The organism is Oligoflexus sp. (assembly GCF_035712445.1).
In the GTDB taxonomy this organism is placed as follows: domain Bacteria; phylum Bdellovibrionota_B; class Oligoflexia; order Oligoflexales; family Oligoflexaceae; genus Oligoflexus.
On the sequence record NZ_DASTAT010000048.1, the window covers coordinates 14,658 to 29,087 of the forward strand.

A 14,430-nucleotide genomic window follows, 5' to 3' on the forward strand; every position below is an offset into this window, starting at 1 on the left:
TTCTTAAAAAACTGCTCTGGGAGAACAGGCAAGAGGCATTTCTTTTCATGATCCGGGGACTTGCGAAAGAACAGCCCTGTTCACTTTCGCCACCAAGGAAAGACCAGAAGCAGCTGATCCCTTTTGGAGCGAGCCACTGTTTGATTCTTATAAATACCCACATGCCCCGTGACCTGGTACGCAACCCAGCAGGCCAGCAGTGCCAAAGGTCCCAGGTTCCAGCCAAAGATTTCCATGGCCATGATCGTGCAGGCTATGGGTGTATTCGCGGCGGCTCCAAAGACTGCCGCAAAACCAAGGGCCGCGAGAAGTGGAGTCGCAACGGGCAGAACCGAAGACAACGCGCTGCCGAGGGTGCTGCCCATGAACACCAGAGGAATGAATTCACCGCCTTTGAATCCCGATCCGACTGTTAGCGCAGTGAAGCCGCCTTTCAACAAGGGATCCAACCAACCCGCGCGCTCCGCGAATGCATCCACAATCACAGGAAGACCAAGACCGGCATAACGAATCGTATCCGGCAACTGATAAAGAGCCACAAGAATAAAACCTGCCGCCAGTGGACGCCATGGTGGAAACTTGAAAAGCTTCTTCTGGAGTCGTTCCACGGCGTGTGTCAGCTTCATAAAACCCTGCGCGGCCAAACCAAAAATGATACCGGACAGAGCCACGCAGGCGATAAGGGTGGCATCATACGCAGGAAGAGTGACTGATGGATAGAATGTGTGAGGCGCTCCCAGGAAGCGGCAGGTCGCATAGGCCACAAAGGAAGCGACGCAGCACTCAAAGAGCGCAAAGAATCGCAGCTTGCCGATCTGCATGACTTCAAGACCGAAGAGCGTCCCCGCCCAGGGGGCGCCAATCGCCGCGCTGAATCCGGCCCCGGCACCTGCCACCAGAAGGATGCGTCTTTCCACGTTTTCCATCGTGAAAAAGCGTGACAGCTGATCCGCGAGCGAGGCACCCATCTGAACAGCGGTGCCTTCGCGTCCTGCCGAGCCTCCGAAAAGATGCGTCACCACTGTCCCGATCAGCACCAAAGGAGCCATGCGGAAGGGAATTATTCTGCGTGGATTATGAATTTCTTCCAGGATAAGTCCGGTTCCGCCTTCGACCGCTCGCCCCCCGAAATGAAAGACGAGACCGATGGCAAGACCAGCCAGAGGCAGAAAAAAGATCAGCGAGGGATGATCACCCCGTAGGGCCGTGGCCCGATCGAGGAGTATCAAAAAAACCGCAGCGCCGGCACCCGCGAGGACTCCAATCACAAGACTGAAGAGAGTCCAGCGCCCCAGACGCAAAAGCCGGTTTTTCAGGTTATGAGGCATAGGTCCTTAACTTTTCCGGTTGGCGTAATAACCGAAAACTTTTTGCAGGAGCGCCGTGCTTCGCTCGACGGGATTCTCGCGAATCAATTTTTCCTGACGACCGATTTCCACAAACAAAGCCTGGCTAGCCTTCTGGCTGACATATTCATCCAGGTTGACGGTTGCGATCGGAACACCGGCCAGGGCAGCAGCCGGTCGAATGGCTGTTGCGATCTGTGTATAGTACTTGCCTACATTATTCTGCTGGGTGGCTTTGGCGACTATGGGTTTGAAGGTATCCAGGAGCTGCTGCTCGCTCGTACGCCGGAAATATTGCGTCGCAGCCTGATCAGGGCCGGTAAGGATGCCCACGATATCCTGAAAGGTGAGCTTCGTGATCGCGTTCTTGAAAATGGGCATGGCCGAGGCCATCGCCTGCTCCGCGGCGCGATTCAAACTCTTTTCAAAGGTATCGACCTGACCACCAAGACCGGCGTTGCGGGCCAGCTGAGCGGCTTTTTGCAGTTCATTCGGAATCAGGATGCGGTGCACGGACTGGCTGAAACCGCCGTCCTTTTGCAGAAGGTTGACGCCGACGCTGACGCCTTTTTCCAGAGCCTGGCGGGTGGCCGACACCGATTCCGCAGGGCTGGGTGCCAGCGCGGCCTGACCGACCTGCTGACCAACCTGAATGGCATCATTGATGGTATCTTCATAGCCCACGCACGACGTTGTCAGACACGCGAGACCGAGCAGAAGTTTTTTCATGAAAAGACCTTTCCTGTTTTGACCGAAACCGATGGGCCAAAACCTTGGCAAATGCACGGCCCCTTGTCAACGGGCCGTTTTGCAGGGAAGACCGATCGGTGCAGGGAAGGGCGAAACTCAGCGGGCGATCGCATCCCAGGCCGGAGTCGGCAGAGGCACGCGCGGAGGCGGAAGGCTTGACATGTACTGATGCGTGTCGATCTCGCGATTCATGTTAAAGGCGCGGAAGCAGCTGCTATGATGCGGATCGCTGTAATCACCGACCGGGACGCGCTGCTCGCGGCCGTCGGCGCCCCGGAATTTGGACTCGTAAGCCCGGACGCACTGATCGTAGGTATAGGCTCCGATGCTGCTTGTCAGCGGCGGAAACTCGGACTCCAGTTTCAAGAGTTTCAACGCGGCTGTGATGCCATGATTCGGATCAATGCCGAACTTCGCCAGCCATTCGATGGTGAGTTCATCCGCCTCCTGCTCGCTTGTATACTGGCCAAGCCCGACGGCATCCGCCTGCCTGGACAGTTCCCCAATACGGGTTTGCGGCGCTGCGATCACCGCCGGCAGCGATGCGTTCAGCCAATTCCAAAGTTCCTTCACCGTCGCAAAGCCTGGAACCGAAACCAGGACCTTCGAACTCCACGGCGCCACGAAGCGCGTGAAACCGATCATCCGCGCCTGCAGTTCGGGATCGAGCGGCATTCCTGTGAGGCAGGCATCCACCTTGTCTTCATAGAGCCGATAGGACTGCTGACCCCGCGCATCCGGTTTTTCCAGGGGAAAACGTGCAAGGCCGGGAGCATTCAGAAAGTGCTGCGAAAGATCCTTGCAGGCCGATCGCGTTCCCTCTTTCCTTATCCAATCCTGAATCACATTCCGCGCCAGAACATAAAGACCGCTATGATACCGCTGACCAGGAGCCCCCTCGGCCAGGCTGCGGGTGCCGGTCTCTTTCGCTTTCAGCCAATAAAGAAGGTCCTGGCCCAAGGCCTGGACTTTGGGATCGGCAATGGGTTTGCTGGCAGGATTTTCGGTGCCGAGCCCATAGAAAAAATCATAGAGCGCGTTCGAATTCGAAAGATGAGCCATGTAATAGTGGGCGGCTTCATGAAAGAGCGTGTAGACGGCCTCGTATTCGCTCAGATTCTGGATCAGGCCGGTCGTCACCACCACCCAGTTGCCGCTGAGTCGTACAAAGATTTCCCTTGTTTGTGCCGGTGTATTCGCTCCATCCACCGAGGCCTTGATGCAACCTCCTGTCAAATCCACAGCTCGCGCCGTAACCCGCGCCTGGCAGCCGGGAAAAGGCTTCAGATACCAGTCCATGAAGCGCTGCAGCTCAGCCCCTTGATAGGGAATTTTCACACAGGGCCTTGGCCCGGGCACGCTGAAGATACCGCCGAGTTCCCGGTCCACGCCCAGAAAATCCTCCGACGCGCCTTCGGCCCCCTGCAGCTGACTCGCCTTGTTCAGACAGACTTCCATGCTGGCCACGAACGCATTGGGTGCGGCGTTCTCCAGGAGCAGGGCCTGGGGCTTCGGCACGCCCTTCATCGCCGCCCTATCCTTTTCACGCAAATAAAGATCCAGCTGATCAAGCCAGAACTGAAGACGCTGCCGCAAAGGATCGCCTGCAGGCCGAGTGCGCACGGCACCGATGCGGGGAGCCAACGCATAGGTAATGAATTCCTGCTCGGCGGACGTCTGCCACTGAAAGGCGCTCACATCATTCTGATAGCGTCCTGCGTCGTGGAGAGGTTGACTGGTTTGCGTTGATTTGCACGCAAAACATTCCAGAAAGGTCAAAGCCATGAGGGCTTTAACCATCCGGTGGCGCGGTTTCCGGTATGGCTTCATCGAAGTATCCTTTTTTTCTTTTACACTCAGGATAACATGAAGAACGCGACGATTTTTACCCATCAGTCCGCGTTAATGCCTCGCCCGAGAACAAAGCGATGAGTTAAAAAAAACTTTTTTTCTGCAGGAAATCCGCGACAAATCCAGCAACAACTTGATGCGCATGCATTACGAGTTGTCACACGAAAAAGAGTTCATGAAATCTTAAATGAAATCCTGGGCGACACCGTTTAAACCATACTCAGAACATCGTTCTGAAAAAGTTTAAATCCCTTCAGTCGTATCAGGTGCAGCCCAGCACCCGATCGGCGCGTTCACTCAATTCGAGGAGTAATCGAATGAAATTTTCCATGGGTCAACTGTTGCGTTTTGGTATCGCCTGCCTTCTAACCGTTGCGGGTCATCAGGCCTATGCCGCGGGAGAAACCTCCGTAAAAGAACTCATCATCAAAACCAAGCAAGGCGTTAAAGTCGATACGCTGGTTATGTATCCTGAGCAAAGCACAGGTTCTGAACTTGGCGTCGTGGTGATGAACCATGGCTTTCTGATGAGCAATGCATACTACCGCAATGTGCTCGCCGAGATCGCAAATCAGGGTTTTGTGGTGCTCGCACCCCAAACCATCGCCCCCGGCGGCCTTCCCATCGGCAAGCCTTCAACAGCCGTGGAAGCCAAGTCCACAGCGGACGTCATCAATTGGATGAGCACCAACCTGAGCGGTCTGGTGGGTCAGGACGTGAATTTTGATAAACTCGCGCTGGTCAATCACTCACGCGGATCGAAGGTCGCATGGACCATGCTGCGTGATGGACTGGTGAACGCCAAAGCCGTGGCCGCGATTGATCCCGTGGATGGAACCCAGGATGGCACTGGCCTTGCCACCAAGGGTGTGTCGCTGAAAGTTCCGGCTCTGATCATCGGGACCGGACTGGGCGGTCAGAAGAATCTGGGCCAGGCCTGTGCGCCGACCAACGTCAATTACAACCTTTTCTGGAGCACGGTCACCAATTCCCCATCGTGGCTCTTCGTCGCCAACGACTATGGTCACATGGATTTTCTGGATGACGGAATCAACTGCGGTCTGACCTGTAGCGTCTGCGTCGGCGCCGCCAAAGACAAGTCGCGCCCCGATCTGCGCAGCTGGCTGGGAAGCACCATCGGCTCCTTCCTGCGCGGCGTGGTCCTGGGCGATGATAACTCCCTGGAAAGCGTGGACAATAACCCGCTGAACCTTTCGCTCACAAAAGCGAATCGGTAATAGTCTCTCGGACAGCAGATCACTCGAATCTGCTGTCTTTTCCAGCGCTTCCACCCCACTTTATTCATTTAAGATTCCCGCGAATTATTCCGAAAAGGCGACATCAGGCATCCCGGAGGTCTGCATGCGCATTCTTGTTTTGGCCGCGTTCCTGGCCCTGTCCTGCACGCCCGCCAACGTCAGTGACAACCGCGTGATGTCGGATGGTAAACCCAATGCCGTGGTTACGGAGGCGGATGCCAACCCTTCCCCTTCACAGTCTCCTGGTACGAATACAGGAAAGCCCACAGCCGGTGATCCCAACCCCGCGCTCGCCAGCTTTTTACCCGTAGCCTATACCGAAGACCTGGAGCCTTTGCTGCAGAATTACTGCACCACGGCCTGCCACACAGGGGCGCCGGCTCCCGGTCCCATGGCTCTGAATACGGCCGATACCTTGAAAGCATCACTCGCAGCGGCGACCACCGCCGTATCGGGTGGCACCATGCCGCCGAATCTTGCCGAGCTGAATGCGCTGGATAAAAAGCGTCTCGCGCAGCTCGCCATCTCCCTGAAGAATTGGAGCAGGAATGATGCGTATGCGCTGAATCTTGCGGATTTTAAAATCACCTACACGCCCGCGGTCACCGCCGTGAGCACAGCGCTCTGCGTCAACTGTCATGCCGGTGATCAGCCCTCGGGCGGTCTGCGCCTGGAAACCCAGGACCAGTGGAAAACCGCGATGCCCCAGATCCTGCGGGCCATTGGCAGTCGCAGCATGCCGCCACGCATCGATGAAGTGCAGGCCCCCAGGCTCGTGAAATTTTTGAGCACCTGGCAGAATCAAGGTTTTCCCTGAAAAAAAAAGGACTCGCATAAAGCGAGTCCCCGCATGTGTTGTCTCTGTCATCACCTGAATCAATCAGCGAGCCGCCGGAGCTGCTTCCAATGTCCAGGGGACTTGAGGAACTTTAATACCCGGCGCGCCAATGGTCAAGGTCCCCTGTGCCTTGACAAACATTCCTGTTTGCTCAGCATTCAGCACGAGCTTTCCTGTAACCGCACTCGCATCGGCAAGTGAATTGCTTCCGGGAGGTCCACCCATGGGCAGGGCGAAAGACTGCAGACGAAGGTTTTCACCGTCCTGATAAAGACGCAGCATCTGCATGCGTCCGCCTGTGATATCGAGTACCGCCCAAATTCCATTGGCATCCTGAGCCTTGATCTGAAGGTTCAAAGGCACTTCCTTCATCGCAGGCGGCACCGTGGGCGGTCCTGGAACAGGCACCATCACCTTCAAAACAAGGTCCTTGGGCAAAGTCACCGCCGCTGGACGTGCCACGATGAAGCTCGAACTGCGGTCACCTTCCAAAACGCCACCATCACGGAAAGGAAGACCGGCCTTCACGCGGAATGTGTAACGTTCGCCAGCAGTCAAAGCCTGATCAGGAACGAGTTCCAAACGCCCACCGATCACGTTCAGGGTTGCCGGCACTTCGTTGCCCGCAGCATCTTTCAAACTCACATAAGGACGAGCCACATCCACCGGCGTCAGGCCAGGCCGCGTGTCATCCACAGGTTCGGCAAAGCCCACGTAAGGACGAACGGTCGCCGGTATCATATCGTTATTGAAGAGGTCCGGGAACATGCCGAGCGGCGCGGCCCCTTTGGGTGTGAGTTCTTTCAGGAAACTCACCAGCGCCGTCTTCTCTTCCGCATTCGGTGTCCAGCCTACGAAATTCGTGGCCACATCCACGGCATCTTCCAACGAACGGGCTCCGCCTTTCATGAAGAAAACGCCATGACGATAGGCACCCAAAAGGGAAGCGACTTCTGCCGGCTCACCCGACTTGCCCTTTGGCACGATCACCCGATTGGTGTAAAGAGGCGGCACATGGCAGCTGGTGCATTTGCCTTCGTTTTCAAAAAGGGCCTTGCCCTTCAGTCCCAGTTCACTGAAAGAACCGTCCAAACGGGTGCGATCCGTCGTGCGCGGCGCGCCGATCAACGAATTCAAGAATGCGGAAAGTCCGGCCGCTTCTTCATTCGTCGGGGGACGATTCAGAATCGACGAAGGACCCATGAAACCAAAGGAATCCGCATTGGATGCATAACCCGTCCAGCCAAGGGACGTGGTGGCCGCCAGGATCTGCAGGGGTCTGACGTTGTGCCAGACGTTGGGACCGAAACGCCAGATCATACCATCATTCTGCGCTTCAATGTGGCAGCTGGTGCAGGAGTGGTTGGTCGCATAGGTATTGCCGGGACGCATGAAGACTTTTTCCCCAAGGCTAATCGCCGGTGTGCGTGGATCTTCGGTCAACTTCACGACCTGACGCACGCTGCCATCGAAATTGAGGATATAGAGTTCAAAACTTTGAAAGCAATGAACAGCCACAGCATCCTTCATCACCACGATCTGCCGCGGACCGGAACCGACATCGATCCGCTTTTTCTCGACCATGCTGGCCTTGTCGAGGATGGCGACCTGATTCGAACTTTCCGAGGCCACCCACAATTGATCGCCCTGCACCGCAATCCCGCTTGGATTCACAAAGGGTCCGGGCGAACCTTCCTGTCTCGTTAAATCCGCCAGCTGCACCGATTCGGGACGACCGGCATCGTTGACCGCAACAGCCAGGGCCGCGACCATATGAATAAAAGGTTTCGCGGTGGGATCCGCCTGGGAAGGCAGAGTCTGGCCATCGGTGGCCGCCACATAAAGCTGCTCACCATCCGGGCTGAGAGTGATGGCGCGCAGATCCGCAGCCACCGATCCGATGGTGCGCACCATTTTTCCACTGCGCGTATCCACGACGAAAATATCCTGATCGTCGGCTGCAGGACGACTGCCGCCTGGGCCATATTCCTGATTCGCCGAGCGATAGGAAGCGGCATAAAGCGTTGTCCCATCCGCGGAAAGAGCCAGGGCCCGCGGATCAAAACCCACGGCAATGCGCGGCTTCAGGCTGCGCGTCGCAAGGTCGACGACGGCGATGGACCGCTCGGTCGCCAGCGAAACATACAGCGTCCGGGAATCGGGGCTGAGCGCCAGTCCGGTCGGTTCATCACCAACCCAAAGCGCATCCACCAGGACATTGCGCTGACGATCGATGAAACCGATCGTATCGGCTCCGCGCTGAGCCACCAGAACGTAAGGCAGGGACTCGCTGCCGATCACAGCCGCAGGCCATGCGCCCGTCGTCACTTCCGCCGTTTTTTGCAGGGTACCATCGGCTGTTTTTTGCAAGCGCGTCACGGTATAAGATGCGCCGTTGGCTGTCCAAAGTTCAGACCCGACCTGAGCCGCTCCGTAAAGAGGAGTAAGGTAATGGTTGCGGAAACGTTCCGCCGGCGTGCGTTGCACCGCCTTCATCGTAAACGAGTAACCGCCGCTCGCGCTGGAAAATTCATAGTCACCGGCGACGTCCGCCGTAAAACGCGGATGCTCGGTTCCCTGATTATAAACGCTATTCTTTGAACCAGCCGGCGCGGCCGTCAGCTTCCAGCGGATGGCCGCTGGACACTGGGCTCCACCCGCGGATTTCGGCAGATAAAAAGTGTCCCCCAGGGACACCGCGCGCGCATTCTGCAAAGGCAGACTGACCAAACATTCTTCCGAGGCGGGTGATGAACCGCTCATCGGTAATTGCCCCAATGCCAGGGCAGCAGCTGCACCCATCCATCGCCGCATATTCATATCAAACCTCCCATCTTCCTTTGAAGAGAAATAGTTTGGCGACGATAGACGATGTGTTGGTCCGAAGTATAGACAAAAGTTTGAAAGAAAGCGGCGGGCGGCGACTAACCCACTTTATGGACTAAACGAGCTTTCGCGGCGATCGAAGAAATGCGCATCAAGCGATCGGGGTGAACAGGTTTTTCAAGAAAGTAGACGTCGTTGTAAATTTCAGCCTTGAATTTAAATTCCGGAATATAACCGGAAAGAAAAATGATAGGCGCTTTCTGATTCAGGCCTTCCTTGCGTCGCAGCAGTTCGGTCAGTTCAAGTCCATCCAGGACCGGCATTCTATAGTCGGTGCAGATCAGATCGAAGGTCTGTTGAAAGCATTCATGCAGAGCCAGAGCACCATTGCTGCATCGCGTGAACGAGGTGTTGGAAAAATGCGCCTCGTACATATCGGCCAAGACATCGAGGATAGCCGACTCATCATCCACCAGGAGTATTTTCATAAGAGTCTCCTTCGATCTTTATGATTGTTTTTAATTATAAGCCGTTCCCAGCATCGCGACAAGTTTCCGGACCGCATGAAACCAAGGCGGGAATGTCCTTATGAATTTTCTGGATTGTAATTCCGGGCAAAGCCTGTTATCGGCCTTGATAGACGATCGAACAATCAGGGATGGGAGAGGCCCAAGATGGCGCTTTTTGAACTCACTATTGATGACAAGCCCTATACGGTGGATACCGATCCAAGCAAACCCTTGCTTTGGGTCTTGCGTGAAGATTTGAATCAAACCCAAGCCAAATTCGGTTGTGGTGCCGGACTGTGCGGAGCGTGCACGGTCTATGTCGATGATAATCTGGTCCGGGCCTGCGCCTACCCTATTGCGACCGCTGCAGGTAAAAAAATTACGACCATCTCGGGTCTTGATGATGAGCTGGCGCAAAAATTAAAAGCCGCCTGGTTGAAATATGACGTCCCTCAATGCGGCTACTGTCAACCTGGTTTTGTGCTCGGCGCGCATAAACTTCTCAAGAAGACCGCGCCCGATCAAACACCGAATCTGAACGAGGTCACCAATCTTTGCCGCTGTGGAACCTATGACCGCATTCGCCAGGCTGTGCTTGATGTGCACGGTCAAGCATCCCAAGGGAGTTGAACATGCTGAATTGGAAAAGCTCGCGTCGGGAACTTATCACAAGATCGCTGGGTGGAACCTTGGGTTTGGCTTTCGGTTTCAGTCTGCCCTGGGCTTTGCGCGATGATGCCGAGGCCGCCGGCAGCGAGTCCGCAGTGCTGAATACCTTCGTGCGCATCTTCGCCGATAATCGCGTGGAAATAGTCGTGGTGAAGGCTGAGATGGGGCAAGGCGTGATCACGTCGTTGGCCATGCTGGTGGCCGAGGAAATGGACGCGGATTGGTCCACGGTCAACGTGAAACTCGAAGGGGAAATGGGCGCTTACGTCGATCCCAAAGCTCCCTTTGCCGGAACCTTTGGCAGCACTTCGGTCAAGACCAATTACGAACGTCTGCGCAAAGTGGGAGCGGCCGTGCGCCTCGTCCTTCTGCAGGCGGCAGCCACGCAAACCGGCCGTCTTTTGAATGAATTGAAAACGTCCAGCGGCTGGGTCGTCGATGCCCAGGGTCAGAAACTTGTCAATTATGGACAGCTGATCGAAACGGCCGCGAAACTGCCCCTGCCTTCCGATGTCCCGCTGAAAAGCGCCGATCAATTCAAAATTCTCGGCAAGCGGCAACATCGCAAGGACACGGCGCTCAAAACCGAAGGCCAGGCGACCTATGGTCTGGATGTGCGTCTGCCCGGAATGAAGTACGCGGCCGTCCGTCAGCATCGGGTCTTCGGCGCGAAACTTCTGAACTTCGCTGATCTGCAGGCGCAAATGCCTCAAGGCTACCAGCTGATTGAAGTCCCCGGGGCCATCATCGCGATCGGCGCCAGCTACTGGCAGGCGCAAAAGTCCCTGGATCGAATGGCGCCGAAATATGAAACCACGCCTGCGATGGATGCCAATTCCCAGGCCGCGATCGAACAGAAACTGAGCGCAGCGGTTCAGGACGTCGGCGGCAGCAGCGTCTTTAAAAAAGGTGATGGCGCGGGCGCATTGAACCTGGCCGAAACAGTCGTGGAGGCGGAATACTACACGCCGTTTTTAGCACACGGCGCGATGGAACCACTCAACTGCACAGCGTGGGTCACAAGCGATCGCTGCGAATTTTGGGTGCCGACGCAGAGTGCTCAGCTGATCACCTTTGCTGTGGCGAAAGTTCTGGGACGCGCGCCGATGCAGGTGACAGTCAACGCCACCTATTTGGGCGGTGGCTTTGGCCGCAAGGTGGAAACGGATTACGTGGTCCATGCGGCACTCGCATCCCAGGCCGTGCAGGGTCCTGTCCAGCTCATCTGGTCGCGCAGCGAGGATACCCAGCATGATTTCTATCGACCAGCGTTTCAGGCCAAATTCAAAGGCGGTTTGAGTGAGGGGCGCGTGAAAGTCTGGACCGGAAAAAATGCCGGCCCGTCGATTTCCAAGCGACAGAATCCCAATAATACCAAAGTCGATTTTACTTCCATTGATGGCTTTGCCGACATCCCTTATGGTATTGATCATCAGGAAATGTTTCATCAGGAAGTCGATTGCGGCGTCCCCGTCGGATACTGGCGCTCGGTCGGTAAATCGCAGAATACCTTCTTCGTCGAGTCCTTTGTGGATGAGCTTGCCGACTCCTTGAAGATGGATCCGCTGCAGCTGCGCAAGGATCTTTTAAGTGAGCAGCCCCGCGCGCAAAGACTTCTGGATAAGCTGGCCGAAGTTTGCGACTGGGCGAACAAGCCCACTCTTGGTCTGGCCTTTATGGAAGGCTTTGGAACCCTGGCGGCGATGGCGGCTCAGGTCAGCCTTGTCAACAACAAGGTCAAGGTGGAGCGTCTCTGGACTGTGGTGGACTGTGGTCCTGTCGTCAATCCCGAGGGGGCCGAGGCTCAGGTGCAGGGTGCCGCTCTTTACGGTATGGCGGCGGCCATGCTGGGCAAGGTGACGATCAGCGGCGGGAAAGTGGATCAAACCATTTTCGCGGATCGCCCCTTCATCAAGCTTGGTGAAGCGCCCGTGCATGAGGTTCATTTCATGCCCAGTACCGAGGCCATCGGTGGACTCGGTGAAGTGGCTACGCCCCTTGCCGCGCCCGCGATCACCAACGCGCTCTATCGTCTGACCAAAAAACGGATACGGCGCCTGCCCATCAATGATTTTTCCTGGACATAAGGTCCGGTGTCAACATTCTGAGCCCAGGAACACACTCGTCTTCCTGGGCTTCTTTTTTAAGGTAAGAATTCCCTCAAAACTCCCCTCCCATCGCCTTGCGTAAGTTGTTAATCCCTCATCAAATGACCATAGATTCTGCACGATTGAGAGGTCCGATCAGACGCTTCATCTCAAAGCCGATAAAACGGGAAAGGGTGAACGTGGAGGTTAGGATGGGCAAGGGACCATGGTCCAACGAGAGTGGCAACGCGACGGCCGGGTTGCTTGTCGTGGTGGGCGGCATCTCGCTGGTTCTGGCGCAAAACGAAATGCGCAGCGTGAACGCCAAACGGCAAAAAGCCAAGGTGGAAATGGCCATCAGCCAAAGCACCTTTCAAAATAATTCCTCGCTTCAGCTGGCGGCTCGTGTTCTGAAAGGCTCACAAGCCGGACAGGCTGCGCCCGTGCATCTGAATCCATATATCCTGGGTCCTGTCTGCGATCAGAACCGTCAGCTGGAAGCCACGCAGGGCAATACCTGGCAAGCCACAGCCGACAGCATCGTGATTCGCAACTACAGCGCGAACCAGCTGCAAACAGAAAACGACGCCATCTTCAATCGTCTGCGCGCGGGTCAGAGTCCCGGCCTTACGCCCGCTGATAGCAATACGCTGCGCGTCCTGGGTTATAAATGCAGTGCCGATCCTTTGAAGCCCTATCTTGTGGAAGGCGTCTATGTGGAAGCCCATACGCAGGACGCCCAGAATAAAACCATGCTCGCCAAAGCGCTTCTGCCGATGGATGCACCGCCGCCCTCCGACTGCCGCTTTTATGTGAAAGACGCGGCCGGCAACATGCTGCCACCGACCGGCGTTCCCGATGGTTCGCCGATTCTACTGCCCGACCTCAATGGAACGCTGAATTTCGATTGCAATAATGTCGTCACGCGCGCCTTCGTTTACGACCTGACCAACGGCACGGTGGCCGCGCAGACCACCACCGATCCGGTTACGCCGGCCAATCGCATTGAAAGCAGCTATAAGGCTTTAGTACCAGCGATTGCGCTCAGCAGTCTGCCGAGCGGAACGAAGTCCCTGCGGGCTGTTGCGGAGCAGGTGGATGGTTCCCAGCTCAATTACTTCATTGAATTTGATTTGAGCAATATCGTGCCGCCTGGTCCTCCACCCGAAACCTGCGAGTATCGCTGTGATTCCGTGTCCGAAGTCTGGGCCTGTACCACCGATTACCTCGTCCATCGGCAAGGTTATCAGCACGTCAGCCCCACGAACTGGGTCTGTTATCAATGTGGATACTTCTATGGCTTCGATCCCAGGCAGAACTGCGCCAGTGTCGGCATTGTCGGCGAGCGCGGTAACGGCGGCTGTTTCGTCGATGACACCCGCATCACGATGAAAGATGGCAAAGAAAAGGAAATAAAAGACGTCCGGCCCGGAGATGAAGTCTGGAATCCTTTGCTGAGCCGTGCTTTTCCCGTCAAAAATGTGATCAAAGGACCGGAACGCTTTGCGCTTTACGAAATTCATACCGGTGGCAATCGGCTGAAGGTGACCAGTGAGCATCCCTTCATGACCAAACTCGGAATCATGGGCGCCAAGGATCTGCGGGCCGGAGACCTCATCCAGCATCCTACTCAGGGCTGGCAGGCCATTCAAAAGATCGTGGTTCAGCCGAGTGATGCGGATACGATCGTTTGGAATCTGGAGCTGGATGTTCCCACTCAGGATGAAAATCATCATATGCTGCTTGCGAACGGCGTGCTGACGGGCGATCATTATCTACAAAAAAGAGTCCGCAGTCGCCAATCGCTTGAACTGTTCGGTGGTTTATGAAGAAAAAAGCCGGTCGTAAACAAGGCGGGTTCCCCTCGCCTTTGATACTTTGCGTTTTGCTCCTTGTCCTGGCTTTCATCGTCTGGAAATGGAGGAGCACGCGCCCCGAACCCATGGCGGCGCATGAGCCTCCTGTCAGTCAGCCCCAGGTTCTTTCCCCTAACGATTTCAAGCAGCAAAAAAAGCAGGATCAGCAGCGTTCACTCCTCCTGGCCCAGGAAAGAGCCGCGGACCTGCGGCCTTTGCCAGTGAAGATCGCCGACGGCACGATCAAGCTCCAGGTTTCCTCGCGGCTTTTCGTGCGGCGCTGCATTGCCAGTGATTTTGATATCATGGAACGGGATCTGAAAATCACCGGCCGCAGCGAGCCGGGCTTTGTCTTGAGCCTTGAAAATCTGGATCCCGGCAGTCGCGTGAAGCCGCAACAGATCCCCCTGACCCTGGACCAGATCAGGGCCAATATCCA

The 14,430-nt window shown here is 55.9% G+C and carries 11 protein-coding genes; 6 read left to right on the forward strand and 5 right to left on the reverse strand.

The window, feature by feature from the left end:
- Positions 1-80: 80 nt before the first annotated feature.
- The 3 genes from VFO10_RS09690 to VFO10_RS09700 all read right to left on the reverse strand — a co-directional run bounded on the left by VFO10_RS09690 (position 81) and on the right by VFO10_RS09700 (position 3,926).
- Complete coding sequence (locus VFO10_RS09690) at positions 81-1,328, reverse strand: chloride channel protein (protein WP_325139465.1); 1,248 nt, start codon at positions 1,326-1,328, stop codon at positions 81-83.
- 6 nt (positions 1,329-1,334) lie between these two features.
- Positions 1,335-2,075 (reverse strand): DUF4197 domain-containing protein, encoded by a 741-nt coding sequence (locus tag VFO10_RS09695; RefSeq protein ID WP_325139467.1) that lies wholly within the window; start codon positions 2,073-2,075, stop codon positions 1,335-1,337.
- 117 nt (positions 2,076-2,192) lie between these two features.
- Entirely contained in the window at positions 2,193-3,926 is a 1,734-nt protein-coding gene (locus tag VFO10_RS09700; protein WP_325139468.1) for a hypothetical protein, read from the reverse strand.
- A 338-nt stretch (positions 3,927-4,264) separates the two neighbouring features.
- Here VFO10_RS09700 and VFO10_RS09705 point away from each other — a divergent pair, with 338 nt between their 5' ends.
- Positions 4,265-5,185, forward strand: a complete 921-nt coding sequence (locus tag VFO10_RS09705) for a chlorophyllase/cutinase-like alpha/beta fold protein (RefSeq protein WP_325139470.1) — start codon at positions 4,265-4,267, stop codon at positions 5,183-5,185.
- A gap of 124 nt (positions 5,186-5,309) precedes the next feature.
- Positions 5,310-6,023 (forward strand): hypothetical protein, encoded by a 714-nt coding sequence (locus VFO10_RS09710; protein WP_325139472.1) that lies wholly within the window; start codon positions 5,310-5,312, stop codon positions 6,021-6,023.
- A 63-nt stretch (positions 6,024-6,086) separates the two neighbouring features.
- Here the strand turns inward: VFO10_RS09710 and VFO10_RS09715 are convergent, their stop codons facing one another.
- Together VFO10_RS09715 and VFO10_RS09720 are read right to left on the reverse strand one after the other, a co-directional pair.
- Positions 6,087-8,864 carry a YncE family protein gene (locus VFO10_RS09715; protein WP_325139474.1) on the reverse strand — a complete coding sequence of 926 codons (2,778 nt, stop codon included), beginning with the start codon at positions 8,862-8,864 and terminating at the stop codon, positions 6,087-6,089.
- A 104-nt stretch (positions 8,865-8,968) separates the two neighbouring features.
- Positions 8,969-9,358: a response regulator gene (locus VFO10_RS09720; protein WP_325139476.1), complete on the reverse strand. Its 390-nt coding sequence runs from the start codon at positions 9,356-9,358 to the stop codon at positions 8,969-8,971.
- Positions 9,359-9,544: 186 nt separating this feature from the next.
- Between VFO10_RS09720 and VFO10_RS09725 the strand changes: the two genes are divergently transcribed.
- The 4 genes from VFO10_RS09725 to VFO10_RS09740 form a co-directional block, all read left to right on the forward strand.
- Positions 9,545-10,009, forward strand: coding sequence for a (2Fe-2S)-binding protein (locus VFO10_RS09725; protein ID WP_325139478.1), 465 nt, complete (start codon positions 9,545-9,547; stop codon positions 10,007-10,009).
- Between the two features lie 2 nt (positions 10,010-10,011).
- The gene (locus tag VFO10_RS09730) at positions 10,012-12,135 is read left to right on the forward strand and encodes a xanthine dehydrogenase family protein molybdopterin-binding subunit (RefSeq protein WP_325139480.1); all 2,124 of its coding nucleotides are present in this window, start codon (positions 10,012-10,014) and stop codon (positions 12,133-12,135) included.
- Between the two features lie 212 nt (positions 12,136-12,347).
- The gene (locus VFO10_RS09735; protein WP_325139482.1) at positions 12,348-13,964 is read left to right on the forward strand and encodes a Hint domain-containing protein; all 1,617 of its coding nucleotides are present in this window, start codon (positions 12,348-12,350) and stop codon (positions 13,962-13,964) included.
- On the forward strand, positions 13,961-14,430 hold a 470-nt coding region (locus VFO10_RS09740; protein ID WP_325139484.1), incomplete at its 3' end, for a hypothetical protein. The genes VFO10_RS09735 and VFO10_RS09740, both read left to right, overlap by 4 nt.